Below are 26,072 nucleotides of genomic sequence, written 5' to 3'. Positions count from 1 at the left end.
GGGGCCGATCAGTCCTCGTTGGCCGCCATCTGCGAGAGAACTTCGCCGCGACCGCGGGCGCGAAGAACGAGCGGGACGATGAGCGCAAGCGCTGCGACGATCAGCAGGCCGGCGGCAATCGGCGAGGTGAACAGCACGGTGAAATCCCCCTGGCTGATGGCGAGCGCCCGGCGCAGCTGCTGTTCGGCAAGCGGCCCCAGGATAAGGCCGACGACGACAGGCGCGATCGGATAGCCGAAGACGCGCATGCCATAGCCCAGAACCCCGAAGCCAAGCAGCATGCCAAGCTCGAACACGGACGGGTTGGCGCCGATGGTGCCGAGCGTCGCAAACAGGAGAATGCCGGCATAGAGCCAGGGTTTCGGGATGGTGAGCAGCCGCACCCAGAGCCCGATCATCGGCAGGTTCAGCACCAGCAGCATGAAGTTTGCAATCAGCAGCGAGGCGATAAGCCCCCAGACGAGCTGCGGATTGGTGGCAAACAGCAGCGGTCCGGGCTGCAGCCCGTATTGCTGGAAGCCGGCGAGCATGATGGCCGCGGTCGCCGTCGTCGGAAGGCCAAGCGTGAGGAGCGGCACGAGCGTTCCGGCAGCCGACGCATTATTGGCCGCTTCCGGGCCGGCCACGCCTTCGATCGCGCCATTGCCGAACTCTTCAGGATGCTTGGTGAGGCGCTTTTCAGCCGCATAGGACAGGAAAGTGCCGATTTCGGCACCTCCGGCCGGCATGGCGCCGATCGGAAAGCCGATGACGGTGCCGCGCAGCCAGGGCTTCCAGGAGCGAGCCCAGTCGGTACGGTTCATCCAGACGGAACCCTTCACCGCTTCCACCTTGTCCGGCCCCTGCAGGCCCTGCGCTGCGATGAACAGCGTCTCGCCGATGGCAAACATGGCAACAGCAAGCGTCGTCACCTCGATGCCGTCAAGAAGATCCGGCACACCGAAGGCGAGGCGCGTCTGGCCGGTCAACTGGTCGATGCCGATGGTGGACAGGAACAGCCCGACGAAGAGAGCCGTGAGCCCGCGCAGGGTCGAATCGCCGAAGGCCGACGACACGGTAACGAAGGCGAGCACCATCAGGGCAAAATATTCGCGCGGCCCAAACACCAGCGCAAGCTTGACGATGTAAGGCGCGATGAAGGCAAGGCCGATGGTGGCGATGAGGCCGGCCACGAAAGAGCCGATGGCAGCGGTTGCAAGCGCCGGTCCCCCACGTCCCGCCCGAGCCATCTTGTTGCCCTCGAGCGCTGTGACGATCGAGGCGCTTTCGCCGGGGGTATTCAACAGAATGGAGGTTGTGGAGCCGCCATACATGCCGCCGTAATAGATACCGGCAAACATGATCAGCGAGCCGGCCGCATCGAGCCGGTAGGTGACCGGCAGAAGCAGCGCCACCGTGAGCGCCGGACCGATGCCGGGTAGAACGCCGACAGCGGTTCCGAGCGTCACGCCGATCAGGGCGTAGAAGAGGTTCATCGGCTGGGCGGCAATCACCAGGCCCTGCAGCAGGAATTCAAACGTGCTCATGACGTGGCTTTCACTGGAAGAGGCGCTCAAGCGGCCCGGCGGGCAGGGAGAGCTGGAGAAGGCCGGCAAAGATCAGCCAGACGACCAGACAGAGGACGATGCCGACCGGCAGCGAGATCCACAGCTTGCGCTTGCCGAAACCGGCAGCCGTTGCGGCAAACAGAACGCCGGTGGCAATCGAGAAGCCGGCCGTGTTCAACAGCAGCATCTGGGCGGCAAGTCCGCCGACCACCCAGGCGACCGGCTGGATTTCCTGTTTTTCGCGCGCCGGGAAATCCCCCCGGAAGGCGGCAATCACGGTCCACACGGCCAGCAGCAGCAGGACGACGGCAATCGCCATCGGTACGGTGCTCGGGCCGACCGGCGAATAGCCGCTGACCTCGCGAAGACGGGCAGCATCGAAGAAGATGACGGCGGAGATCGCGACCAGCACGGCGGCGATGGCAAGCGCCGCCCAATCGGGGCGACGCTCTCCGGCCTTGTTCAAGGGTCCTTGGTTCATTTGACCAGTCCGATGTCCTTCAGGATGGTTTCGGTGGCGGAGATGTCCTTGGCGAGCTGGGCATCGAAGTCCGCGCCGGACAGATAGGTATCCTGCCAGCCCTTGGTCTTCAGCGTCTCCTGCCAGGTCTTGGAGGTGACCAGCTTCTGGATATCGGCCGTCACGGCGGCCTTCTGCTCAGGGGTCAGGCCGGGTGCTGCGGCCACCATGCGCCAGTTCTGCACGGCCACATCAAGGCCCGCTTCCTTCAGCGTCGGGGCATCGGTGCCGGGAATGCGCGTGTCACCGGAGGTGGCAAGCAGGCGCAGCGTGCCGGACTTGATCTGCGATTCGAACTCGCCATAGCCGGAAATGCCGACTGTCACCTGCGAGCCGAGGATGGCCGCCAGCGCTTCGCCGCCACCCGAGAAGGCGATATAGTTGATCTTGGTCGGATCGACGCCGGCAGCCTTGGCGATGAGGCCCGCTGCGATATGGTCGACACCGCCGGCCGAACCGCCACCCCAGGACACCGAACCCGGATCCTTCTTCAGCGCGGCCACGAGATCGGCAACCGTCTTCAGCGGCGAGGAGGCCGGAACGACGATGGCTTCGTTTTCGCCGGTAAGACGGGCAATCGGCGTCACGTCCTTGAGCGTCACCGGCGCCTTGTTGGTGAGGATAGCGCCCACCATCACGTAGCCGCCGACGATCAGCGCATTCGGCTTGCCCTTCTGCTGGCTGGCGAACTGGGCAAGGCCGATGGTGCCGCCGGCGCCGGGCACGTTGATCACCTGGACGTTCTTGGAAATGCCTTCCTGCTGCAGGGCCGTCTGCAGCGAGCGGGCCGTCTGGTCCCAGCCGCCGCCCGGCGCGGCCGGTGCCATCAGCGTATAGTCGGCTGCAGCGGCGGGCAGGGCAACAGCGCCGGCGAGCAGGGATGCGAGAATGATGTGTTTCAAGGGTCGTTCCTCCAATGGCGTCGCAGCGACGCTCTGATGATCAGCCATGCAGGAGGGAAGACGAAACATGTGGCGCGCGGATGCTTGTGGCTTCCAGCGCGCAGATCCCCCTCCCACGCAGTCCGGGACGCCTCCACGGCCCGGATAGGAACAAGCGACCACATTATGCTGACATTTAGCTGACGTTTAACGCAGCGCGGGCACACCTTGCGGAGATAATGGCTACTGGAGCCGCAAGACCTCGTTCCAGCGCGCAATCAGCCGGGCGCGCTTGACCTGATCGAGATAGACCATCAGTCCGGGGCTGACCGGCACGGGCTTCAACTGCCCACCGAGCAATTCGCGCATGGTGCTGGCGGTGTTTCCTTCAGCAACATCAGGGTTTACGGCCGGAATCTGCAACTGCCGCGTGAGGATCGTCTGGCCTTCCTTCGACATGAAGAAGTCAAGGAACCGACGCCCGAGGTCGGGCGAGGCGGCCGCCTGCGGCACAAGCCCGATGCGCGACATCACCACGGTATAATCCTTCGGCAGCACGATCCCGACCTCCGGATGGTTCGATGCCCAGTCGGCGGCATAGGATCCCAGAATATTGTAGCCGAGGACGAATCGGCCGTCCGCCACCCGCTCGAGGATCGCCTGGCTGGTGGAATAGAGTTTGACGCCGGCTTCCCCCATGGCGTTGACCACCGACCAGATGTCGTCGAACTGCTCCTGGTCGCGCGACATGAACAGAAAGCCGACGCCGGAGCGCTCGATATCATAGGTGCCGATGCGCCCGTAAACCGCATCGCCTTGCGCATGCAGGTAGGCGACGAATTCGGCGCGGGTCGCGGGCGGCGCCTTCTCGGTGAAACTCGGCTTGTGATAGACGAAGACGGCCGGCTCGAAGGTCAGAGCATAGGCGGTGTCGCGCCAGTTTGCCCAATCGGGCCAGCGCGCACTCATCGGCAGGCGGCTTGGCTGGGCATAGCCGTCATTGGCAAGCTTCACCTGCAGGTCCATGGCGGAGGAAAAGGCGAAATCCGCCGTCTTTCCACCGCCATCGGTTTCGCGCACGATCCTGTCATGGATCTCGCCAGTCAGCATGTCCTCGTAGCGCACCGCCACATCGACATTCGCCTTCTGGAACGCCTCGATCATCGGTCGCGCAATCGGCTGATCGAGCGAGGAATAGACCACCAGAACCGGCGCATCCGCGCGGCCCGACCGTGCGGCAAAGGAGGTAACCTCCGCATGGGCGACCTGCGCAAGGGCAAGGCCGATGCAAAGGGGGAAAAGACGAATGGCCATAATGCCCATGATGCATGACCGCTGCGACCGAGACAAGGTGAGGTGGCAAAGCGATGCTCTGCGTCCATGCATGGGGATAACTCTCGTCGCGAGCCCCTTGCTCCTGCCCGCCTCAGCAAAGACAAGTGACAGCTCAAGCTTTCGGCTCTAGTCTCGGTCCCAACGAGGGGGGAGTTGGGTTGCGCATTCTGCTGGTGGAAGACAATGGCACGCTTGCCGAGGGCCTGTCAGCCATCTTGCGTGGCAGCGGCTATGCCGTGGACGTGGTGTCGGATGGCCTGTCGGCGGAAGCAGTGGCAACGGCGGAAAAATTCGACCTCATCATCCTCGATCTCAATCTGCCGGAAATGGACGGGCTTGACGTGCTGCGCTCGATCCGCGCGCGCCAGAACCAGGCGGCCGTCATGATCCTGACGGCCCGCGGCACGCCGGAGGAGCGGGTCAAGGGCCTTGATCTCGGTGCCGACGACTATCTGACCAAGCCGTTCGATATTTCCGAGCTCGAGGCCCGCATCCGGGTGCTGCTGCGCCGTCAGGCGGGGCTGCGCTCGTCGCGGGTCGAGTTCGGCGGCCTGAGCCTTGATCTGACCTCGCGCAGCTTTTCCGTCGGCGGCCGGCCGCTCGATCTGCCGGCGCGCGAGGTGGCGCTGCTGGAACTGTTGTTCCTGCGCGCCGGCAAGGTGGTGTCGAAGGAATCGATCATCGGCTCGCTTACCGGTTTCGATGACGACCTCTCGTCGAACGCCATCGAGCAATATGTATCGCGCCTGAGGCGCCGCCTGCAGGTGCACGGGCTGACCGTCAAGACGGCGCGCGGCATCGGCTATTATCTCGATCTGGTGGCGCCGCCGTGATGCGGGGCATCCCCCGTTCGCTGCGCGGCCGCCTGCTCGCCTCGCTTCTGGCGGCCACGGCCGTCCTCGGCTCGCTCGCGCTGGTCGATACCTGGCGGGAGGCGCGCCAGACGGCAAACGACGTCTCCGACCGGGTGCTGGCCGGCTCGGCGCTTGCCATTGCCGAACGGGTGGTGGTGGCAGAAGACGGCTCGCTGGAAGTCGACATCCCCTATGTGGCGCTCGAAATGCTGACGTCTGCCGCGCAGGACCGGGTCTTCTACCGCGTCGACGGGCCGCCCGGCACCTTCATCACCGGCTATCAGGCGCTGCCGGCGCTTGCGCGGCGGGAAGGCCAGTCGACCGCCTTCGATGACGCATTCTTTCGCGGCGAGCCGATCCGGGTCGCAACCCTTGCCCGCTCCGCCTCGACCGGAATTTCCTCCGTTCCGTTCACCGTCACGGTTGCCGAAACGACCATCGCGCGGCGCCAGCTCAGCCGCTCGATCCTCTTGCATTCGGCGATCCGGCTGCTCCTGATGATGGCGGGCGCCTCGATCATCGTGTGGATTGCCGTGTCGCTGTCGCTGCGCCCGCTCTACCGGCTCGGTGGCGCCATCGAACGGCGCAGTCCCGATGATCTCGAACCCATCGGCGAGCAGGTGCCAAGCGAAGTGGAAGGCCTGGTCGAAACGGTCAATTCCTTCATGGTGCGGCTCAAATCGGCGCTGGAGGCGCTGCGGCATTTTACGGGCAATGCCAGCCATCAGCTGCGCACGCCGCTTGCCGTGGTGCGCACGCAGCTCGCGCTTGCCGCCCGCTCGGCCGATCCGGCCGATGCGCAGGCCGCCATCGAGCGTGCCGACGCCGCCGTTGCCAATGCCGAGCGCATCCTGGCGCAGCTGTTGATGATGTCGCGCATCGATGCGGCCTCCAAGGGCGCCGAGACGGATCTCGTGCGGCTTGATCTGTGCGCGCTGGCCCGCTCCGTCACGGCAGACCACGTGCCGCCGGCTGCCGAAGCCCATATCGATCTCGGCTTTGAAGGGGAGGGGCAGGCGCTGATGCGCGGCGAACCGCTGCTACTCGCCGAAATGCTCAAGAACCTCATCTCGAACGCCCTGCTCTATGCCGGCCGAGGCGCGGAAGTGACCGTACGCGTGTTCAGCAGTGACCAGACGCTGGTTCTGGAGGTGGAGGATAATGGCCCGGGCATTTCCGCCGACAACCAGGCGCGGGTGATGAAACGGTTTGAACGGGCAAGCGGCCCGGAGGAACACGGCAGCGGCCTTGGCCTGCCCATCGTCGAGGAAATCGCCTCGCTGCATTCCGGCTCGATGGCGCTCGAGACGGGACGGGACGGGCGCGGCCTCAAGGTGGTCCTGCGTTTTCCGGCAGCCGCTGTGTAAGCGGAACCGGACGGTCACGCCGCCGATGGGCGGAAGCGCCGGGTGAGGCGTCAGTGAACCGTGTCGCCGGCGAGGTCCTCGTACATCAGGCGCAGTGCGTCATCGAGAGCCGCCACCAGAATATCGGTGATCTGGTCGGGGTCGTTGGCTTCGAGAAAAAGCGCAAGGGCGGCGTCCTGGAGGTCCATCTGGCTTTCCGTCTCGTTCATCGTCATGCTCCTTCTGCGCCGTGGCTCATCCCGGCTGACCACCCGGATATAGCGTCTGCGCCTTGCGTCTGGCTTGCCGGGCCGACCGAAGGCCGGCACGAGGCAAAAGGCGCATGGCTTATCCGTGCCACGACGAAATGATCCACGGAAACCATGGTTCCGGCTGCCGTGCACCTTCGCACCATCCGGCCCCGAAGCAGTCATGACGTGAATCACTTCGCGTGCACACATCGCGTCCGCGGCGCTTCCCGTCAACCGTTTGCGTGAGAAATCCGGCCCGCGCCCAAGCCCGGACGCGAAAACGGCAGCAATCCGGGATCGCTGCCGTCTTCCATGCCTGATCAGAGGTCGGTCAGTACCGCGCGGTCGGAAGCGGCCGCGCAAACCGGCCGGGCGCAAGCGGCGGAACCTCCGTGAGATCCTCCCAGTCGGGGCCATGACCGCGCCCGGTCATCAGCCATGAAAGGCTGACCGCAAGCACGCCGGCAAGGGCCGCCAACTGACGGGGCGGGGGTGCCGCCCGGTCATTTTCCCAATGGCGCAGCGTTTGCGCATCGACACCGATCACGCGCGCCGCATCGTCCAGGGAGAAAGCCAGCGCATCGCGCGCGAGCGAAATGCGGCCACCGAACGTATCGTCCGAGGCAGAGAATCCATCGTAGCCAAACATGCCGTCATAGCGTGCATCCATCATCGAAGCCCTCCTGTGGCCAGATCGTCATAGGGGTGCCGGGGCCGCCGCAGTGTCGGCCCCGGCAAGGTCTGGATCAGTCCTTGCCTATCCATGCCTTGATCTGGTCCGGGTGGTCCTTGATATAGGTCGCAACCGCCTCATCGTAGGACGTCTCCTGGGCGGTAAACATCGCTTTTTCGAGATCCGCGATCGGCAGCTTCATGCGCGACAGAAAGCCGGCAACCTCGGCATTGTCCTCGCGAAACCCCTTGCGGGCCAGCACATCGACATGTTCCGCTTCACCAAGCGCCTTCTTCGGATCGGCGATGTACCGCAACTCATATTTGCCGAACATCCAGTGCGGGCTCCACGAGGTCGCGACGAACCAGTTCTTCGAGCGTTCGGCGCGGTTGACCGTGGTCAGCATTCCCGCTTCGCTGGAAATCTGCAGCTTGTAGTCATCAAGGCCATAGGTTTTCAGCGCATCCTGCGACAGCCGGGTAAGGCCCGCACCCGGATCGATGCCCTGCACGGTGTTCTTCAGCTTTTTGGCGACCTCCGGCTTCTTCAGGTCCTCGATCGAGGCGATCTCGCTTTCCGGGATATAAGAGGGAACGACCCAGCCGAGCTTTGCGCCTTCGTAAACGGAGCCCAGCGTATCCACCTTGTCCTTCACCTTGGCAAAATAGTCGGCATGCGTCTGCGGCAGCCAGGCCATCATCATCACGTCGAGATCGCCGCGGGCAACGCCCTGGTAGAGCGGGGCGACATCGGTCTGCACCAGGTCCACCTCGCGGCCCATCTCGTCCTTGATCAGCCTGGCGGCGAGCTTGGTGACGAATTCGGCATCCGACCAGGCGGCCCAGCCGATCTTCACCGGCTTTGCATCCTGCGCAAAGCTTGGCATTGCCGTGCCGGAAACAAGGGCTGCGGCGAGCGTGATGGTTGCGCCAAGGGAGGCGAGTGTCTTCAACATGGGTGCTCCTTTTTCAAAGGTTCGCATTCGGCGGGGAACGCCCCGCCATGGGTCAGCCGGTGGTGGAGGCAGCAACGCCAGGCGCTGCCGCCGGGGCCTGCCGGCTGGCGGTTTTCGCAGACAGGAAGCGGCGGAAACCGACGCCTTCCCGTCCGAGAGACTGGGTGATGCGGTCGAGAATGACGGCGAGGATGACGACGGCAAGACCGCCTTCGAAACCCGTTCCAACGTCCAGCCGCTGGATGCCGGTCAGCACGATATTGCCGATACCGCCTGCGCCGATCATCGAGGCGATGACCACCATGGACAAGGACAGCATGATCGTCTGGTTGATGCCGGCCATGATCGAGGGCAGGGCGTTCGGCAATTGCACCTTGAACAGCAGCTGCGCCGATGTGCAGCCAAAGGCCTGGCCGGCTTCGATGAATTCGGCGTCCACCTGGCGGATGCCGAGATTGGTAAGCCGCACCACCGGCGGCATGGCAAAGATCACCGTCGCAATCGTGCCGGGCACGGCGCCGAGACCGAAAAACATCGCCGCCGGAATGAGATAGACGAAGGCCGGCATGGTCTGCATGAGGTCGAGCACCGGACGAACGGCGGCCGCCACGGCATCGCGCCTTGCCATGGCAATGCCGAGCGGCAGGCCGAGCAACATGGCAAGGAAGGTGGATGCAAGAACCAGCGCCAGCGTCTCCATGGTTGGCAGCCACAGGCCCATGTGCTGCACAAGCCAGAGCGACAGGCCGGTGAAGACGGCAAAGCCGACACCGACGCGCCAGAGCGACAGCAGCACGAAAAGGGCAATGCCAAGCGGCATCGGCGCCGAGGTCAACAGGTTGAGGATGCCATCCGTCACGAAGCCGATGGCAGACGCAATCACGTCGAGTGCCGGCGAATAGTTGTCGAGTACGTAATTGACGGCCGTATCAACGGCGTCACCGATTTCAAAATTCATGGGGGAATATCCTCTCGTCATCGCGACCGCTTAAGGTGTCGGGCAAGCCCGGCACGCGCGGTCCTTCGATCAGCTGGCGCGATCAAGCGTTTCCAGCAGGGCGGATTTGCTGATGGAGCCGATATAGCGCTGGCGCGCGTCCACCACCGGCACGGGCCAGGCGCTTCCGGCCACACGGCCGAGCACGTTGGACAGCGGCTCATCGGATGGAATGGGCTCCACATCGGCCAGAAACGCACGGCGATAGGGATCCGGGTCCTTTGCCTTGACGTTTTCGATCAGCGACGAACGGCTGACCATGCCGTGGTAAGTTTTGTCGCGACCGAGAATGATGGCGTAGTCGCGGTCGTAATTCTTCATGCGCTCAAGCGCGGCGGCCGCCGACACGCCCTGGCGCTCGATGATCGTCACCTGCGTCTGGCGCGCGACGTCGCCGGCCTTGAACACCTGGGCGACATCGACATTGCGGAAGAAGGAGCGGACATAATCATTGGCCGGTTGCGTGACGATTTCATCGGGCGTTCCGACCTGGATGACCGCGCCATCCTGCATGATGCAGATGCGGTCGCCGATGCGCATGGCCTCGTCGAGATCGTGGCTGACGAAGACGATGGTGCGGCTGTGCTCGGACTGCAGGCGCACAAGCTCGTCCTGCATTTCCGTGCGGATGAGGGGGTCGAGGGCGGAAAAGGCCTCGTCCATCAGAAGCACGGTCGGTTCGCTGGCAAGCGCCCGGGCAAGCCCGACACGCTGCTTCATGCCGCCGGACAACTGGTCGGGGCGGCTGTCGGCGTAACCGGAGAGGCCAACGGCCTCAAGCGCTGCCAGCGCCTTTACCTTGCGTTCCTCTTCACCAACGCCTGCGACCTCAAGGCCGAAGGCGGCATTGTTCAAGACCGTGCGGTTGGGAAGCAGCGCAAACGACTGGAAGACCATGCTGATGTCGCGCCGGCGAAGGGCAATCAACTCGCTACGCGACATTTTCGTGATATCCACGCCGTCGATGGCAATGGATCCGGCCGTCGGCTCGATCAGGCGGTTGAGAAGGCGCAGCAGTGTCGATTTTCCCGAGCCTGAGAGGCCCATGATGACAAAGATCTCGCCGGGATAAATGTCGAAACTGGCATCGGAAACCCCGATGGAATGTCCCGTCTCGGCGTGGACATCGGCTTTCGACCTGCCGGATCGGAACAGTTCGAGCGCCTTTTCAGGACGCTCTCCAAACACCTTGAAGACGGATTTGAGACTGATCTTGGGCGTGGCGGGCAAAGCCGGCACGTCATTTTCAGTGGGCATGACCATGGCTATTCAAGCCCCCGCTCGGCAGCAGGGGAACGCTCCTTTTTTGGGAATGGTTCACCGCCGGAGGGTGCTTGACCGACCGGAGAAACGCGATTCCGATTTTAAATCACGCGGCGACAAGACCGCTTTGCTGATAAAGGCGACCGTTGGCAGCAATGCCAATGCGAGACGCAAGCCGTTGTTCGAAAGAAAGGGATCCACAGGGCGCAGACGCTTCTTCCGGGCGAATTTGTGCCTCTGGATAACGAAGAAACCCGCAATTGTCCATAAAAAAATCCAGATTTAGCCCATCCGGTGGAAATTCCACCCAAAACCAGGCAAGGGAAGGGGTCTATATTGGGCCTGAAATCCTGCGTTTCCACCTTCCGGAAGACCAGTAACTCGGCGGTCTTGCAGCCCCTCGTCACTTCCTTTTTGACCCACAGCCATCGGCGACTGGATGAAGGCACGAAATTCGGCTAGGCATGATGTCGACCATCATGCGCAGGACCTTTTCATGAACAATGTCATCAAGTTCCAGAAGCCGAAACCGGTGAAGCCGCCGCGCCAGACACCGCCCTGGCTGCGCAAGGTCCTGACGGCCGCCGTCCTCATCCTCGGCTTTGCCGCCGCCTGGGCCTATTTCCAGTTTGCGGCAACGGGTGCACCGGCCCCTTGAGACTTTTGCGGCTGATGCACCGGGTCGTTACTCAACGGTCAGCTGCTGGCGCAAAAAGACGACGAGGCCGAGAGCCGACATGGCGGCGAGCCAGCCGAACAGGATGACAAGGCCGAGCTGGCCTGCTTCTGCGCTGCCGTGAAACAAAAGCCAGTCGCGCAAGGCCGCAGCCGCCGATGCCGGAAGCGGCAGCACGTCCGCTGTGTCGGAAAGAGCCAGATAAAGCTGCAGCAGCGTGACCGTGAGCGTCAACACGAAGGCGAAAATCACCGCTGCAATCATCGACCGGGTCAGAATCGTGACCGCAGACACCACAGCGGTGAGCACAGCAAGTTCGAAAAGAGCCACGGCAAAGGCTTCGACCAGCATAAGACCACCGTCGACCGATACCACGATGCCCGACGATCCTCGGCCGGACAGCAGTGACACGGCAAGGTTCAGAGCGATGTCGCCGAAGACAACGAGACCAAGGCCCGCGGCAAGCCAGATCAGGCAGAGGAGAAATTTCGCCGCAAAGAGGTGAGGGCGGCCACGGCGCGGCACCAGATGCCGCCAGGTCGCATAGCGATACTCGGTGAAGAAGACACCGGCGATGCCGATGGCAAAGAGCAGATGAGCGACCGAATTGCCGGACACAGACAGCGTCTTTGCCGCCGAACTGAGGATATCGACCGTACCCGGCATGCCGCGCCCGGTGCGCACGACGACCAGCATTTCGAGCGAAAGCCGAAACAGCAGCACGCAGAACGGCACTGCCACAAAGCCCCAGAACAGTATGCCTGGCTGGCGGATAAGCTTCAGCATTTCGCCGGACAGAAGGGCTCTCATGGCTGACGATCCCGCGTTTCGGAGAGGAACACCTGTTCCAGATCCGGCTTCACCCATTTGGCTTCATGAATGCGGACACCGGATGCGGCAAGCGATGCGATGAGATCGGGCACGGTCTCGCGGGGCAGGCGCAGATAGATGCCGCCATCGCCGGCCTGCGCGGTCTCGCCCAGCCGTACCAGCAGCGCGTCCGGCTCTTCCACCTTAAGCCAGAAGCGCCCGTCACGGTCCAAAAGATCCGCCACATTTCCCTCGGCCGCCAGGCGTCCGCGCCTAAGAATGGCAACCCTCTGGCAGACACGCTCCACTTCATCCAGCAGATGGCTCGACAACAGAACGGTGATCCCATCGCGCGTCGCAAGGTCGCGGATCAACGAACGCATTTCCAAAATGCCGTCCGGATCAAGCCCGTTCGTCGGTTCATCGAGCACAATGGCGTCCGGCCTGCCGATCAGGGCGCAGCCGATGCCCAGCCGCTGCTTCATGCCGAGCGAAAAGCCGGACACTTTCTTGTCGGCCGCAGACAGGATGCCGACGCGCCGCAGCACCGGTTCGACCCGGTCGCGCGTATCAGACAGCCGGGCAAACATTTCAAGATGCTCGCGGGCCGTCAAAAACGGATAGAAGCTTGCGGCCTCCACCAGCATGCCAAGCCTTTGCCGGCTGGCTATACTTGCGGGCGCTCCAAAGATCTCCACCGTGCCACGATCCGGCCGCACCAGACCGGCGACGATGCGAAGCAGCGTCGTTTTGCCCGCACCGTTCGGCCCGAGCAGTCCATAGACCTGACCGGCCGGGACCTGCAGCGAAAGCCCGGCAAGCGCCACCACGGCGCCAGAGCCGCGCCCGAATGTCTTTTCCACGGCATGAACGGCAAGCGCCGCATCGGCTATGTCAGGCGTCATCATTTCCGACATTCGATCACATCCATCAACGCGCCACTCCTGTCGGATCTGTCTGCCACAGCACGGCTTTTCTGCGGCATCCCATTAAAGATCTTTGCCTTTGATCGGATCAGGAGGCGAGGACGTTGCATTTGAAAATAGAATCTGCCCCGGCTACAGTGCTTTGCGGGATAAGGTAGATTATGGAATATTTTGATTGACCATAAGTCCAGTCCTACGCGTGAGGATGCCAAACCGATTGGCGCATCAATGCGTCAAATGCTGCCATCACGAGGATCCCGGCGATCACCCGGTCTGGTTTGCTTCCCATTCCTTTCGAAGGATCGCGTATTGCATCGTATTCTCGTAGATCGGGTTACCGTCGTCGTCGTTTGTAAACGAGATGAACTCCTTGAACACACCCTCCCGGCGCATCCCCAAACGTTCGCAAAGACGCTGCGACGGAAGATTGTTGTCCTCGACATAGGCATATAATCTGCGTGCATCTTTCACGGCAAAAAGAAACTGGAGCAAGGCACGCGCCGCTTCCGAAGCCAGACCCGCTCCGCCAAAGTCCGGGTTGAAGTTCCATCCAACCGAATATGTATCTTCTTCCGGTATGGCAAACAGGTCGCCGATGACCCTGTCTGTCTCTTTCAGGCAGACAGCAATGTAGTCATCGCTTCCACTGCGTTTTTCCGCTTCTGCCTTTGCCGCATCCATATGATCGAGCTTGAGGGACAGGAAACAGCTGACCTTCGGATCGGAAAGATAGGCAAAAAGATCGGCAGCATCGTCGATCTGGAAGTTTCGCAAGGTCAGGCGCGGTGTTGTAATAATATCCATTGCAGCACGTTATCGCCGTTTGCTCATGTGCGAAATAGGACGCCGCCACAAAGTCCGTTTGCAATGGTCGTCGAACGATCAACCGGCCAGCGCGAGGCCCGCGCCATAAAGCCCAAGGGCGAAGATCGTGTGAGCGGCAAGGTTGAGGAAGCGGACCTTGTTGGGGTTTGGTGTTTTCGATGCAGCAATCCCGAGGCCCATGCCGGGCTGCATGATGAACCAGCCGGCGCCGACGGTGATGATGCCGAAGACAAACGCCGGCAGAAATGCCGGGTCCTGGCGCCAGTCCATGCCGACGATTGCTGCAAACACGATGCCGTAGAGAATGCCGACAGCGTAATGGCCGGTCCAGCCGATCAGGTTTTCCTGGCGATGTGGTTCAAGCGCTGCAATGTTTTCATGCAGGAAACGGCCGCGTGATACCGCAACGAACCACCGGCCGGCCGGGCGCCAGTTCGGGCGGTTCTGCTTCAGCGCCGCATAAAGGAAGAGCGCCCAAACATCCATGGCAAGCGTTGCCACGATCCCCAGAGCCGTGCCGTACCAGATCAAAGCCCCCATGCCCGACACCTTCTCTCTTTTTTGCCCTGTACCGGACCACGTGCATGTTCACCGGTCACGATGGCCCAACCAAATTTCACACCGACAACCCCGCCGCCCCGGCTCTCAGTCATTCCTCGTCGTTTACATCACAGTCGGTCACATCACATTCGAAGCTCTGTCCATCATAGGCCGGCTCCACATGCTCAGGCGTTTCCGCCATCACGGTGCGGTAGTCCATCGGCACATGCATATGGGTGAGGATCGCGCGCTTCGGCTGTAGACGTCCAATCCAGCCGAGCGCCTGTTCCAGGGACAGATGGCTCGGGTGAAACGTGTATTGCAGGGCATCGATGATCAGCATGTCGAGATTTTGCAGCCGCTCAAGGCTTTCTGCCGGAAAATCGCTGACATCGCTGCAATAGGCGACGTTTTCGAAGCGGAAGCCGAGCGACTGGATATCGCCATGCTGTTGCAGGTGCGGATAGGCGCGGATCGGCCCGCCCGGCCCGTCCACCACCACCGGCGCATCCAGGGTTTCGATGAGGTGCGGCAGAACGATCGGCGGATAGTTGCCGCCCGGCGGCGTTTCCAGGCAGTAGCCAAAGCCCTGCCGAATGCGCCCCATGGTGAAGGGATCGGCCCAGATCGGGATGCGCTGGCGCTGCGAGTGGAAATAGCCGCGGACATCGTCGATGCCGTGCAGATGGTCGGCATGGGCATGGGTATAAAGGACGCCGTCCAGCCGCTTCACGCCGGCTGAAATCATCTGCTCGCGAAAATCCGGGCCGGTGTCGATGACGAGGGTCGTCACGCCGCCATGGGCTGCCAGCCGCTGCACCAGCAGCGCTGCGCGGCGGCGGCGGTTACGCGGGTCGTTGGGATCGCAGGCACCCCAGTCGCCATCGAGCCGCGGCACGCCGGGAGACGACGAGCAGCCGAGAATGGTGAAACGAAGCCGGTCACCCGCCACGATGTCAGATCCTCGTCATCTTGGAAAAGCAGCGGAACGCGTTGGCGGTGGTGATCTCCGCCATCTCCTCATAGGACACGCCCTTCACCGCAGCCAGAACCTCGGCCGTGTTGACCACGTAGGAGGGTTCGTTGCGCTTGCCGCGCCAGCGTTTTGGCGCCAGATATGGCGCATCCGTCTCCACCAGCAGCCGATCCATCGGCACGGTTTTCGCAATGGCGCGCAGCTCTTCGGATTTCGGGAAGGTCAGGATGCCGGAAAACGAGATATAGCCGCCGAGCTTGACGCCGCAATCGGCCAGCGCCTGACCGGCGGAAAAGCAGTGCAGGATGAAGGGGAAGGCGCCCTTCCCCGTTTCCTCGGTCAAGATCTGCGCCATATCCTCGTCGGCGCTGCGGCTGTGGATGACGAGCGGCAATTGCGTGCAGCGCGCAGCCTCGATATGGCGTCGGAATCCGGTCTGCTGGTCGGCGGGCGTCTGCGTATCATAGAAATAATCGAGACCCGCCTCGCCGATCGCCACGATCTTTTCGTGACTTTGCGCCAGCCGCACCAGATCGTCGGCGGTGATGTCCAGCTCTTCGCCGGCATTGTTCGGATGCGTGCCGACCGAGCAGAACACGGATGGATACCGCTCGGTGAGCGCGAGCAGCGTATCGAGCTTCTTCACCCGCGTCGAGATCGTCACCATCTGGGAAACGCCCGCCGCATGGGCGCGCGATACCAGTTCGTCGCGCTCGGCGTCGAAATCGGCAAAATCCAGGTGGCAATGGCTATCGATCAGCATCGCCGTCATGCCGGCGAGACCTCGGGCGCCACATAGCGCGGGAAGACCGGGGCAGGCGCCGGAAGCGCCGTGCCGGGCACGAGGCGACCCGCCTCGCCCAGCCTGTCGAAGCCGCGATGTTCAGGTGCAACCGCCACGAGATCGAGGATCTTAGCCGCCGATTCCGGCATGATCGGCTGGAAGAGCACGGCGATCTGGCGCACCACTTCGGCGGTCACCCACAGCACCGTTTCCATGCGCGGCACATCCGTCTTGCGCAGCACCCAGGGCTCCTGGGCGGCGAAATAACGGTCGGCCTCGTTGACGATGTTGATCGTGGCGGCAACGGCCTTGTGAACCTGCTGGCGGCCCATTTCCTCGCGGCAGATGGCAATTGCTGCATCCGCCGTCGCAAGGATCGCCTTGTCAGCCTCGGTCAACTCACCCGGCTGCGGCACCCTGCCCTCGCAGTTCTTGGCAATCATCGACAGCGAGCGCGACGCCAGATTGCCAATGCCATTGGCGAGATCGGCGTTGATGCGGGTCGCAATCGCTTCTTCCGAATAACTGCCGTCCTGGCCGAAGGAAACCTCGCGCAGGAAGAAATACCGCACCTGGTCGAGCCCGAAATGGGTGACGAGATTGACCGGATCGACCACGTTGCCGAGCGACTTCGACATCTTCTCGCCCTTGTTGAGCAGGAAGCCGTGGGCATAGACGCGCTTCGGCAGCGGCAGGCCGGCCGACATCAGAAAAGCCGGCCAGTAGACGGCGTGGAAGCGGATGATGTCCTTGCCGATGATATGAGCATCCGCCGGCCAGTATTTCGCCCGCGCGCCGTTCTCGTCTTCGACATAGCCGGTGGCGGTGATGTAATTGGTCAGTGCATCGACCCAGACATACATCACGTGCTTGTCGTCGCCGGGCACCTTGATGCCCCAGTCGAAGGTGGTGCGCGAAATCGAGAGATCTTTCAGGCCCGACTTCACGAAGGAGATGACTTCGTTGCGGCGTTCGTTCGGGCCGATAAAGTCCGGCTCGTCCTCGTAAAGCTTCAGGAGCCGCTCTTCATAGGCCGAAAGCTTGAAGAAATAGCTTTCCTCTTCCACCCATTCGACCGGCGTGCCCTGGGGACCGTAGCGCACGCCATCGGCCCGCAGCTCGGTTTCCTCTTCCTGGTAGTAAGCTTCGTCGCGCACGGAATACCAGCCAGCATAGCCACCCTTGTAGATGTCGCCGTTCTTCTCCATGCGGCGCCACACTTCCTGCACCGTCGCGTGGTGGCGCTTTTCGGTGGTGCGGATAAAATCATCGTTCGATGCATTCAAAAGCTTGCCCATCTCACGGAATTCGTTGGAATTCCGCTCCGCAAGCGCCTCGGGCGAAATGCCTTCGGCACGCGCCGTCTGCTGCATCTTCTGGCCGTGTTCATCGGTTCCGGTGAGGAAGAAGACATCCTTGCCGTCCAGGCGCTGGAAGCGCGCCATGGCATCCGTCGCGATCAGCTCATAGGCGTGGCCGATATGCGGCTTGCCGTTCGGATAGGAGATGGCAGTGGTGATGTAATAGGGCGTTTTGGAAGACATTTCGGCCAGCATTCGTGAATTTCTCTGGCCCGCGTCTTAACCCATGTTTCGCCGTTGCGAAACAGCAAGTTTCCAATCGTCAGCGCAAGCAACGGCGCGGCTACTGCGCCACGTCCTCCAGAAGCGAAATGATCGTCTGCTTGCGATCAAGATTATAGGCCTGCGAAATCGTCATCCGCTCGGCAATCGCAGAGGACAGGCGCGAGGCGCGGTCTGCGCCGGCGAGATCCCCCGCATAAGCTGCCGTGCGCGCCCGGGCGACAAGGCTTTCACGCAGATGCTCTAGGAAGAAGCCGAAGATCACGTCATTGTCCTTGGCCGACAGCACATCGGCCAGCCGGTGCATCGCCTTGCGGGCGGCGGGGCCCGACGATGCAGTCACCTCGGCAAAGGCGTTGATGATATCGATGCCACCATAGTTCATGAGTTTGAGCGCCTGCGACACGCTGCCGTTCGATGCCGCGAGCACTTCCTGCGCCATGCGTCCGCCATCGAGCGTAATGCCGAGCGAAGACAGTGCCTGCGTCAGATCCGCCTCGCCGATCGGCTGCAGCTTCAGCGGCAGGCAGCGGGAGCGGATGGTGGGCAGAAGCTTGCCGGGCGCGTGGCTGAGCACCAGGAACAGCGCCCGCTTCGGCGGCTCCTCAAGGATTTTGAGGATGGCATTGGCGGCATTGCGGTTAAGATCGTCAGCCGGATCGATGATGACGATGCGCCAGTTGCCGGTGCCCGATGTCTGCGAGAAGAAGTGCCCTGCCCGGCGCACCTCGTCCACGGTGATCGCGGTTTTTGCCTTGCCGGTCTTTTCGTCCACCGGCCGGGTCAGGTGCAGAAGGTTGTGCGAGGCGCCAGAGGTAATCTGGCGGCTGACCGGCGAAGCCGGGTCCGGATCGGCCAGAAATCGCGGGGCCGTTTCGGGATCGGGATGGGAAAGAACATGATTTGCAAAGCGGAAGGCCAGCGTCGCCTTGCCGATGCCTTCCGGCCCTTCGACAAGAATGGCATGGTGGCTGCGGCCGGAGCGGTAAAAGCTCGCCAGAAAATCCTGCGCCTCGTCATGACCGAACAGATGGCTGTTGGTCTGCGGAGGGATGGCGCCGTCAAGCACGCCAAAGGGCAGATCGCTCATGTCAGGCTCTCCGCGCCAGGATTGGGATTGGCGGCGCCCCCGGCCTTCATCTCGCAGTCCAGCCATTGCCGGACGATCGCATGAATGTCGCGCGCGATCTCGTCCTCGTCACGTGCGGCATTGACCACACGGCATCGGTCAGGCTCTTGCGCTGCAATATCGAGAAAAGCGCGGCGGCGCATTTCATGCACGTCGATCTCTTCCCTTTCAAACCGGTCCGGTGCGTCGGTGGAGCCCTGATCGGCGCTGCGCTTGCGCGCCCGTGCGAGCCCCTGTTCGGCCGGAAGGTCGAGAATGATGGTGAGATCCGGGCGCACGCCATCGATCGCCACGCGCTCCAGCCGGTCGATGAAGCGCTCCTCCAGATTGCCGGTAATCCCCTGATAGACACGCGAGGAATCGATGAAACGGTCGCAGAGCACCACCCTGCCCTTTTCCAGTGCCGGCCGGATCAGCGCCGTCACGTGGTCATTGCGGGCAGCCGCAAACAGCATGGCTTCCATGCGCACGCCGAAGGGTTCGGCCGCGCCGGAGAGAATGACATGACGGACCGATTCGGCGCCACGGGATCCACCCGGCTCGCGGGTCACCACCACATCATGGCCCTCTGCCCGCAAAGCATCGCCCAGCCGGCGGATCTGGGTGGATTTGCCTGCCCCTTCCCCGCCTTCAAAACTTACGAACAATCCCCGGATTTCCGTCACTCTGCCGCCGCTCTCACGCTGTCTGGTGACTTCCCTTAGCGCATTGTGCCCGCTTGCGAAACAGCAGCCGGTTTTAGAGCCAGAACAGCAGAAGCTCCATCAGCGCATCCGTGGCCTTCGAGACAAGCGAACCGGAGCCGACGGCCGAGGCGGCATAGAGCGGCACCTCCTTCAGCGGTCGTTCCCCCTCGAAGACTTTGAGAACGCCGACCTCCTGCCCCTCGCTGACCGGCGCCTTGAGCGGCCAGCGGTAGACGATACGACCGGAAAGCCGCGGCGCATCACGGCTTGGAATGTAGACCTCGATCGGCCCCTTGGCCGAAAGGTTCACGGAGTGATGGTCGCCGCCATAGACGGTCGCCTGGCCGACGGTTTCACCTTCGGCAAAAAGCACGCGCGTGGTGAAGGAGGAAAGCCCCCATTCAAGCACGCGACGCGCTTCGTCCAGACGATCCTTGTCGCTCGAAAGACCGGCGAGCGCCAGAAACAGCCGGGTGCCATCCCGCTCGACGGAAGCAACGCCGGCAAAGCCTGCGCCTTCGGCATAGCCTGCCCCCAACCCGTCAATACCCATGCCAAGCGACAGAAACGGGTTCTTGTTGCGCTGGAAGATCTTGTTCCACTCGAAATCCGGCTGGGCGTAGAGGGGATAAAATTGCGGATAGGTTCGGCGGATATGGCGGGCAAGCTCGACCAGGTCGCGCACCGTCGTGCGGCTTTCGCCCTCCGGCAGACCGGTCGCATTGGCATAGATACTGCGCGACAGGCCAAGATCGCGGGCGCGGGCCGTCATGCGCGCGGCAAAGCCCTGCTCCGATCCGCTGACACCCTCGGCAATGACGATGCAGGCATCGTTGGCATTGTGGATGATGACGCCCTTGATCAGATCTTCCAGCCGGATTTCGGAGCGAAGCGCCGCAAACATCGTGGTGGTGCCGGAGGGTGCGCCGCCGGTGCGCCAGGCGTTTTCCGAGACCCGATAGGTCGTATCAAGCGTCACCTCGCCCTGCGCCAGCGCCTCGAAGACGAGGTCCATCGTCATCAGCTTGGCAAGCGAGGCGGGTGGAAAGGCCTGGTTTTCATTCTGCGCCAGAAGCACGGTGCCGGATCGCTCCTCCACCATGTAGATCTGTTTGGACTTCAGGCCCGGCAGCCGTGTCTCATCCGCCGCCTGCGCCGTCTGGACGCAGGCAAACGCCGCCGCCGCAAAGGCTGCAACCCGGACGAAGGACGTGAAAAAGGCAAAGCGCATCGGCAAACTCATCAACCGCATGAGTTCGTGGGTAGCAAGGCCGTCCGGTCGGCGCAACCGCAGGATCAGGGCCGTGCTGCTTTTTGCGGTACGGCGGGCTCGATGCGGCCATCATCCCGCAGGATGACATTGCCGAAAATCACCTGCGGCTGCGCCGCCGAATGCACCGGCGCCGCATAGGCGGTCTGCGTGGAAGGCGCCGACGCTTGGCGGGCGGGTTTGCGAACCGGCGCTTCCACCGGCGGCATCACGGGACGCGCCTGCGCAACCGGCTGGACCGCGACGGGCTTTGCGGAAACGGCAGGCTGCTTCTGCACGACGGGGCGCGCCTCAACCGGCTTTGCGACGGCAGCGGGAAGCGAGGCTACCGCATAGGACTGGCTTGCCTTTGCCGCCGGCTTCGCCTCAGCCGTGCGGCCTTCGGAACCGTGCGCCGTGCCTGGACGGCTGTACGGCGCAGGCGCGCTGTGCGGCAGACCGGATGCGGTGAGAGGCGCGGCCTCATAGGTGCGGGCGACTGCGGCAAAGGCCGAACCCTGGCGCTTGGTGGTGGAACCGCTGGTCGGCGTCGAACCGGCATAGGCGGTCGGGCCGCCATTGCCATAGCTCTGCAACTGGTCGCCCAGCGACTGGTTGGAGGCGACCATCACGCCGGAAGCGACCTGGCCATCCGGATGAATGCCCGGCATCCGATCGCCCTTGCGGATATAGGACGCCATCAGGAACGGCATGTCGCGGCCGTCCATCCGGGCGCGGCCGACATATTGCACGTTCACATGCGCGGTGCCGGTACGCTTGAAATCGAGGAGGTCGGCCGCCTTGCTGGAGACGTCGATCAGACGGCCGGGATGGAACGGCCCGCGATCGTTGACACGCACGATGACGGAGGAGCCGGTATCGGTATTGGTGACACGGGCATAGCTCGGCAGCGGAAAGGTCGGGTGGGCTGCGGAAATGCTTTCGGTGTCATACACTTCGCCATTGGCGGTGACACGACCATGGAAGGCCGATCCGTACCAGGATGCCAGACCCGACCTGTTATAGTTCGGGTCTTCCTTGGGCACGTAAACCTTGCCCTTCACCTCGTAGGGATTTCCAACGAGAAAGCGTCCGCCGCCCTTCGGCACGGGTTGGCCTTCCGCCACGACGCGCGGGCTTGCCTTCACGCCGTACTCGCTCTCGGAAAAATATTCCTTGCTCTTCGGTTTGTTCTTCTTGGCGACGGTCGTCGATGGTGTCGCCGCACAGGACGCCATGCCGACGCAGACGAGGGTAATCCCCAGCCAACGCGCCCCCAGATGAAGTTTGCCACTCTCAGACGTCAAAATATCGTTCCCATGCCGCTTGGGGATAACGCCCGGGTCCTCGTCCTGGCCTCTCCCGCGCCCTCTGCTCCGCATGGTTAACGGCTTCGGGCTCACAGGCCTGCAGTTTTGCCCGCAACGTGGCCAAAATGCGATCCAAAACCGTGGATAGTTAGAATTACAACGACTTATGGTTAACCATTCGCTAAAATCCCCAGGCGCCAGACGCCCCGAAAAGCGGATGTTCTTCACCGAATCCCGAAATAACGCAAAGGGGGCTCTCGAGATCACGCGTTCTTGGTTTGCTGTCGTCTCCGGCCGCCGCCTATCGTGACGGAATGATGACATCCCGCCTCCTGAAGTTTTTCGCCTGGTCCTCGCTTGCCGCAATCATTTTCGTCACCGTGTCGCCGATCGGCCTTCGCCCGCATGATCCGCTTCCTGTCGACATCGACCGGGCGCTTGCCTTTGCCGTGATGGCCTTCCTGTTTGTCAGCGCCTACCCGAAAAAGGCCTGGATGCTCCTGGTCGTGCTGGCGCTGGGCGCCGGCGCAATCGAGGCGCTGCAGCTCATTTCGCCGACACGGCACGCCCATCTGTTCGATGCCTGTATCAAGGCAGGCGGCGCCGTGGCGGGCAGCCTTGCCGCCATGGCTATCGGCTGGCTTCGCGCAAAATGGGCCGACAGCCCTGCCCGACTGGCGCGGCGAAGCGCCGGCTAGGACAATCGCGCCGATCACTGACGTGCAGAGAATTCAGCGGGCTGCAGACCGGTCACAGTCGCCGTTCAGGTTCGACGCACGAGTTCGAGGATCAGCCGACGCTGCGTGAGCGCCAGAAGCACTCCATAAACGGCGCCACCGGCTGCAACACCGAGGGCCAATTGCAGCAGCGGCCGATCGAGTCCGAACGCGCCGCTTTCCAGCAGGAACCTCACGGCAACCGCCATCACTGCGGCAAGGCCGAGCGGCAGCAGCGTATCGCGCATGCCCTGCGCCAGCGGCAGGCGCGCCACCTTCAGTACCACCGCCAGATAGGCGAGAAGCACGCCGACATTGGCAATGCAGACGGCAAGGCAAAGCCCGACCAGCCCATCGACCGATGCGCCGATGACCATGGCGCTGACCACGGTGATTGCCCGGCCAAGGCCGAACCACCAGAGCACCGAGGCGTGACCGGTGGCCTTCAGATAGGGAATGAAGCTGCCGCAGGGCGACATGATGCCCTTGGAGACCGCCAGAAGCCCGAGGACCGGAGCGGCAAACAGCCATTTTTCGCCAAACACCACCGCCATCGCCGGTTCCGCCACGGCCCAGATGCCGAAGAGAAGCGGCGCCAGGAGAAGCGTCGTGGCACGCGTGGTGCGCGACAGGATCTCCGACTGGCGCAGCGTATCGTCATTCATCCGGCTGAACGAGGGAAACAGCACGCTCATCAGGCCCGTGAGCACGATCTGGTTGGGCAGGTCGGAGAGGCGGTTGGTCAGGTTGAACGTGCCCGCGTCCGGCAGGCCGAGCATGCGCGTGATGACGATGATCGGTGACTGGAAGGAGAGAAAATTGACGAAATCGGCCCCCACCAGTCGCATGCCGTAGCTCGCATGGCGCTTCAACTCATGGGCGGCAAATTGCAGGCGCGGCCAATAGGCCGCCGCGATGAAGAGGCCGACGAACCGCAGCACGGCGCTGACATAAAGCTGCGCGATGAGCGCCCAGATGCCATATCCACCGAGAACGACGGCAATGGCGGCCAAGGCGCCGATCGCTTCGGCGACCACCGTGACAAAAGCCTCGCGGTCGAATGCCATGCGCCGCGCCAGAAGCGAGCTTGGCACATCCGGCACGAGATAGAGCACGAAAAGCGGTGAAAACACCTGGAGGAGCCAGCTCGCTTCCGGCGCGCCGAGAAGATCGGCCAGTGGATCAGCAAAGACATAGACCGAGTAGCCGAGAAAAACCGACATGGCGAAATTCGTCCAGAAGACGGTGTTGTCGCTGACGGCATCTTCCCGCGCATCGCGAATGAGGCCCGCCGTCAGCCCTGCCCCTGCAAACATCAGGAGAAAGGTGATGACGATCATCCCGCTTGCCACCATGCCCAGCTCGGACGGCGCCAGGTAGCGCGCGAGGATCGGCACGCTCACGAATTTCAGGGTGAAGATGGCAATCTTAGATGAAATGCTCCACGCAACGCCCGTGATCGTCCTTCGCTGCGAAGCCATCAGCCACTCCATTTCTCTGCCACCACGACATCCGGAACCATCACACTGGCGCCGATGCAGCCCTATCGAACGGGGATACCATGGCCGATCTAGGGCAGGATTGCTGCAGCGCAAGAGATCATGCTGCGCTTGCGTTATCAAGCGGAAGTCCCGGCTTATCCAATCATCTGTTGACGCGCGCCCGAGCCTGGCTATAAACGCGAACGTGTGAGCATCCGTTCGCCCTCATTGCTTTGGAAGAGTGTCCGAGTGGTTTAAGGAACCGGTCTTGAAAACCGGCGTGCGGGAAACCGTACCGTGGGTTCGAATCCCACCTCTTCCGCCAGTTTCCCTCCCGCATCTTAGTCATCGTCCCAAAAAAAAGCCCCTCCCGCGCGATGCGGAAGAGGCCTCTTGCGTCGATTGTCGCGGCTCAGGGCTGAGCGGGCTGTGCAGGTGTGGCAGGTGCCGAATTGGCGTCGCTCGTTCCTGCCGCAGGCGTGCCGGCGCCGGGCATCGGCGCTGCGGGCGACTGGCTGGCGGGGGACTGCGTGGTCGACGAGGTCGTTGCCGGATCGGTCGGCGTGCCGCTTTGCGACCAGAGTAAACCGCCGATCAGAACGATGGCGATAAGGCCGATCCAGACGGCTGTCGATCGGGTTTTGCCGCGTGTCGGCGGAATGTCTGGACCGCGGTCGTTGGGGCTGTAAGCCATGGTCACTCCTCCCGTTCCGTCCCGGCATGATGGAAAGGCCGTGACGTTCAAGCGTTAAGATGACGCATCACCGTCGAGAGCATTTTCCGGAACGATGATGCGCGGTGGTGAACTCCTTCAACCGATCATCACCGCGTTTGGTTCCCTCCGACGCTTTCCGGCATCACCCGCCTGAGACCTCCAGGGCAAAAATGTCTGGAACAGATCGCGAGGGTGGCGGTTCGTCCTTTGAACCCGGGCCGTGTCAAGCGGACGTGATGGGGATGGAGAACAGGGGTATTTTTCCGCTTTCTTCCTCTGGCCAACGAAATGGCAGGCGAGCTTCCCACCCATCCGGCCCGGGATCACCTTCTTTAAAACCGTGCGGGTGTCGGCACGCGCGTCGGCAGCGGCAGCGGTCGGCTGTATCACCAACCCGCCCGCCAGGTGCCCATCAAAAGAAATTATTCGGCCGCCTTCGGCAGTTCGACTTCCAGCTCGTAGGAATAGCCTTCCAACATAGCATAGGCCTGCTCGATCACCTTGATCTCGGTCTCGGCCTTGGTCATGGCATCGGCGATGGCATCGCAACGCGCCGTCAGCATGCGGCCCAGCACATCGCTTTCCGGGCGCTTTCCCATGCGGTCCATGTGGTTGCGGATGCGGCCGCGGTGGCGCTCCAGCTCCAGGATGTGAAACCGCGCATTGACGATCCGGTCGGTGAGCTTGCGGCGCATGGCCGAGACCGGATCGAAACTGCCCGGCGGCCGCTCGTCGAGAATGATCTCGTTCACCAGCCCGTCGAGCAGCAGCAGACCTTCGAGGTCCTTGGCGTCCGTCAGTTGCGGATCGTAGCCGGTATCGTCATAAATCTTGCGACGCACCGGATCGAGCAGCAGTTCATAGGCGGTCTTCAGCCGCGCAAAGGCCTCCACGTCACCGCCGGAATCCGGATGCGCGCTTTTGGCCCTTGAGCGATAGGCCGATTTGATGGCGGCGCCATCGGCATCGCGCGGCACGCCGAGTGTCTTGTATGGGTCGGTCACGGTTCCACCTGGTTTCAGGGCGTCCAAGGTCACCTCTCCT

The 26,072-nt window shown here is 62.7% G+C and carries 27 protein-coding genes and 1 tRNA gene; 5 read left to right on the top strand and 23 right to left on the bottom strand.

The genetic code is table 11. The features are described 5' to 3' along the window. Positions 1-8: 8 nt before the first annotated feature. The 4 genes from ACEXP3_RS19595 to ACEXP3_RS19580 all read right to left on the bottom strand — a co-directional run bounded on the left by ACEXP3_RS19595 (position 9) and on the right by ACEXP3_RS19580 (position 4,262). Complete coding sequence (locus tag ACEXP3_RS19595; protein WP_377298728.1) at positions 9-1,526, bottom strand: tripartite tricarboxylate transporter permease; 1,518 nt, start codon at positions 1,524-1,526, stop codon at positions 9-11. Between the two features lie 10 nt (positions 1,527-1,536). Continuing rightward, a complete protein-coding gene (locus ACEXP3_RS19590; RefSeq protein WP_210105081.1) occupies positions 1,537-2,028 on the bottom strand; it encodes a tripartite tricarboxylate transporter TctB family protein in 492 nt (163 codons plus the stop codon). Beyond that, the gene (locus ACEXP3_RS19585; protein ID WP_210105082.1) at positions 2,025-2,969 is read right to left on the bottom strand and encodes a Bug family tripartite tricarboxylate transporter substrate binding protein; all 945 of its coding nucleotides are present in this window, start codon (positions 2,967-2,969) and stop codon (positions 2,025-2,027) included. Before ACEXP3_RS19585 ends, ACEXP3_RS19590 begins: the two co-directional genes overlap by 4 nt. Positions 2,970-3,191: 222 nt before the next feature. After that, the gene (locus ACEXP3_RS19580; RefSeq protein ID WP_377298727.1) at positions 3,192-4,262 is read right to left on the bottom strand and encodes an ABC transporter substrate-binding protein; all 1,071 of its coding nucleotides are present in this window, start codon (positions 4,260-4,262) and stop codon (positions 3,192-3,194) included. 179 nt (positions 4,263-4,441) lie between these two features. Between ACEXP3_RS19580 and ACEXP3_RS19575 the strand changes: the two genes are divergently transcribed. After that, complete coding sequence (locus ACEXP3_RS19575; RefSeq protein ID WP_210105084.1) at positions 4,442-5,116, top strand: response regulator transcription factor; 675 nt, start codon at positions 4,442-4,444, stop codon at positions 5,114-5,116. Further along, a complete protein-coding gene (locus ACEXP3_RS19570; RefSeq protein ID WP_377298726.1) occupies positions 5,116-6,504 on the top strand; it encodes a sensor histidine kinase in 1,389 nt (462 codons plus the stop codon). Before ACEXP3_RS19575 ends, ACEXP3_RS19570 begins: the two co-directional genes overlap by 1 nt. Positions 6,505-6,554: 50 nt before the next feature. On the opposite strand, the gene ACEXP3_RS19565 is transcribed toward ACEXP3_RS19570, so the two are convergent. The 5 genes from ACEXP3_RS19565 to proV all read right to left on the bottom strand — a co-directional run bounded on the left by ACEXP3_RS19565 (position 6,555) and on the right by proV (position 10,622). Next, on the bottom strand, positions 6,555-6,713 hold the full coding sequence (locus tag ACEXP3_RS19565) for a hypothetical protein (RefSeq protein ID WP_210105086.1): 159 nt from the start codon (positions 6,711-6,713) through the stop codon (positions 6,555-6,557). A gap of 352 nt (positions 6,714-7,065) precedes the next feature. After that, positions 7,066-7,407 (bottom strand): helix-turn-helix domain-containing protein, encoded by a 342-nt coding sequence (locus tag ACEXP3_RS19560; protein WP_377298725.1) that lies wholly within the window; start codon positions 7,405-7,407, stop codon positions 7,066-7,068. 73 nt (positions 7,408-7,480) lie between these two features. Continuing rightward, complete coding sequence (locus tag ACEXP3_RS19555; RefSeq protein ID WP_377298884.1) at positions 7,481-8,293, bottom strand: glycine betaine ABC transporter substrate-binding protein; 813 nt, start codon at positions 8,291-8,293, stop codon at positions 7,481-7,483. Between the two features lie 121 nt (positions 8,294-8,414). Next, positions 8,415-9,320 carry an ABC transporter permease gene (locus tag ACEXP3_RS19550; RefSeq protein WP_377298724.1) on the bottom strand — a complete coding sequence of 302 codons (906 nt, stop codon included), beginning with the start codon at positions 9,318-9,320 and terminating at the stop codon, positions 8,415-8,417. A 69-nt stretch (positions 9,321-9,389) separates the two neighbouring features. Continuing rightward, positions 9,390-10,622 (bottom strand): glycine betaine/L-proline ABC transporter ATP-binding protein ProV, encoded by a 1,233-nt coding sequence (proV, locus tag ACEXP3_RS19545; RefSeq protein WP_377298723.1) that lies wholly within the window; start codon positions 10,620-10,622, stop codon positions 9,390-9,392. A 496-nt stretch (positions 10,623-11,118) separates the two neighbouring features. Here proV and ACEXP3_RS19540 point away from each other — a divergent pair, with 496 nt between their 5' ends. Continuing rightward, positions 11,119-11,280 (top strand): hypothetical protein, encoded by a 162-nt coding sequence (locus tag ACEXP3_RS19540; RefSeq protein ID WP_377298722.1) that lies wholly within the window; start codon positions 11,119-11,121, stop codon positions 11,278-11,280. A gap of 27 nt (positions 11,281-11,307) precedes the next feature. Here the strand turns inward: ACEXP3_RS19540 and ACEXP3_RS19535 are convergent, their stop codons facing one another. The 11 genes from ACEXP3_RS19535 to ACEXP3_RS19485 all read right to left on the bottom strand — a co-directional run bounded on the left by ACEXP3_RS19535 (position 11,308) and on the right by ACEXP3_RS19485 (position 22,113). Further along, positions 11,308-12,108 carry an ABC transporter permease gene (locus ACEXP3_RS19535; RefSeq protein WP_377298721.1) on the bottom strand — a complete coding sequence of 267 codons (801 nt, stop codon included), beginning with the start codon at positions 12,106-12,108 and terminating at the stop codon, positions 11,308-11,310. Beyond that, positions 12,105-13,025, bottom strand: coding sequence for an ABC transporter ATP-binding protein (locus ACEXP3_RS19530; RefSeq protein WP_377298720.1), 921 nt, complete (start codon positions 13,023-13,025; stop codon positions 12,105-12,107). Before ACEXP3_RS19530 ends, ACEXP3_RS19535 begins: the two co-directional genes overlap by 4 nt. Positions 13,026-13,298: 273 nt before the next feature. Beyond that, positions 13,299-13,838 carry a GNAT family N-acetyltransferase gene (locus ACEXP3_RS19525; RefSeq protein WP_377298719.1) on the bottom strand — a complete coding sequence of 180 codons (540 nt, stop codon included), beginning with the start codon at positions 13,836-13,838 and terminating at the stop codon, positions 13,299-13,301. Positions 13,839-13,916: 78 nt separating this feature from the next. Continuing rightward, on the bottom strand, positions 13,917-14,399 hold the full coding sequence (locus tag ACEXP3_RS19520) for a DUF2938 domain-containing protein (protein WP_377298718.1): 483 nt from the start codon (positions 14,397-14,399) through the stop codon (positions 13,917-13,919). A gap of 109 nt (positions 14,400-14,508) precedes the next feature. Further along, positions 14,509-15,351 (bottom strand): MBL fold metallo-hydrolase, encoded by an 843-nt coding sequence (locus ACEXP3_RS19515; RefSeq protein ID WP_210105093.1) that lies wholly within the window; start codon positions 15,349-15,351, stop codon positions 14,509-14,511. Positions 15,352-15,355: 4 nt separating this feature from the next. Further along, the gene (locus tag ACEXP3_RS19510) at positions 15,356-16,138 is read right to left on the bottom strand and encodes a TatD family hydrolase (protein ID WP_377298882.1); all 783 of its coding nucleotides are present in this window, start codon (positions 16,136-16,138) and stop codon (positions 15,356-15,358) included. A 5-nt stretch (positions 16,139-16,143) separates the two neighbouring features. Continuing rightward, positions 16,144-17,703, bottom strand: coding sequence for a methionine--tRNA ligase (gene metG / locus ACEXP3_RS19505; RefSeq protein ID WP_377298717.1), 1,560 nt, complete (start codon positions 17,701-17,703; stop codon positions 16,144-16,146). A gap of 100 nt (positions 17,704-17,803) precedes the next feature. Then, positions 17,804-18,832 (bottom strand): DNA polymerase III subunit delta', encoded by a 1,029-nt coding sequence (locus ACEXP3_RS19500; protein WP_377298716.1) that lies wholly within the window; start codon positions 18,830-18,832, stop codon positions 17,804-17,806. Then, a complete protein-coding gene (gene tmk, locus ACEXP3_RS19495) occupies positions 18,829-19,536 on the bottom strand; it encodes a dTMP kinase (RefSeq protein WP_377298715.1) in 708 nt (235 codons plus the stop codon). The genes ACEXP3_RS19500 and tmk overlap by 4 nt, the downstream gene beginning before the upstream one ends. 73 nt (positions 19,537-19,609) lie before the next feature. Then, the gene (locus ACEXP3_RS19490) at positions 19,610-20,788 is read right to left on the bottom strand and encodes a D-alanyl-D-alanine carboxypeptidase family protein (protein WP_377298714.1); all 1,179 of its coding nucleotides are present in this window, start codon (positions 20,786-20,788) and stop codon (positions 19,610-19,612) included. Between the two features lie 65 nt (positions 20,789-20,853). Further along, positions 20,854-22,113: a septal ring lytic transglycosylase RlpA family protein gene (locus ACEXP3_RS19485; RefSeq protein WP_377298713.1), complete on the bottom strand. Its 1,260-nt coding sequence runs from the start codon at positions 22,111-22,113 to the stop codon at positions 20,854-20,856. A gap of 320 nt (positions 22,114-22,433) precedes the next feature. On the opposite strand from ACEXP3_RS19485, the gene ACEXP3_RS19480 reads away from it, so the two are divergent. After that, a complete protein-coding gene (locus ACEXP3_RS19480; RefSeq protein ID WP_377298712.1) occupies positions 22,434-22,814 on the top strand; it encodes a VanZ family protein in 381 nt (126 codons plus the stop codon). A gap of 65 nt (positions 22,815-22,879) precedes the next feature. Here ACEXP3_RS19480 and ACEXP3_RS19475 read toward each other — a convergent pair whose 3' ends face one another. Further along, the gene (locus ACEXP3_RS19475) at positions 22,880-24,313 is read right to left on the bottom strand and encodes a lipopolysaccharide biosynthesis protein (RefSeq protein ID WP_377298711.1); all 1,434 of its coding nucleotides are present in this window, start codon (positions 24,311-24,313) and stop codon (positions 22,880-22,882) included. 235 nt (positions 24,314-24,548) lie between these two features. Here ACEXP3_RS19475 and ACEXP3_RS19470 point away from each other — a divergent pair. Then, a tRNA-Ser gene (locus tag ACEXP3_RS19470) sits at positions 24,549-24,638 on the top strand. Between the two features lie 87 nt (positions 24,639-24,725). Here ACEXP3_RS19470 and ACEXP3_RS19465 read toward each other — a convergent pair. Both ACEXP3_RS19465 and ACEXP3_RS19460 read right to left on the bottom strand, forming a co-directional pair. Next, entirely contained in the window at positions 24,726-25,007 is a 282-nt protein-coding gene (locus tag ACEXP3_RS19465; RefSeq protein WP_377298710.1) for a hypothetical protein, read from the bottom strand. A gap of 443 nt (positions 25,008-25,450) precedes the next feature. After that, a complete protein-coding gene (locus ACEXP3_RS19460) occupies positions 25,451-26,032 on the bottom strand; it encodes a J domain-containing protein (RefSeq protein WP_210105101.1) in 582 nt (193 codons plus the stop codon). Between the last annotated feature and the right edge of the window lie 40 nt (positions 26,033-26,072).

The organism is Neorhizobium fuzhouense (assembly GCF_042611105.1).
Lineage (GTDB): Bacteria > Pseudomonadota > Alphaproteobacteria > Rhizobiales > Rhizobiaceae > Neorhizobium > Neorhizobium galegae_A.
The sequence above is the reverse complement of the archived record's forward strand: the minus strand, read 5'-3'. Positions and strand labels throughout refer to the sequence as shown.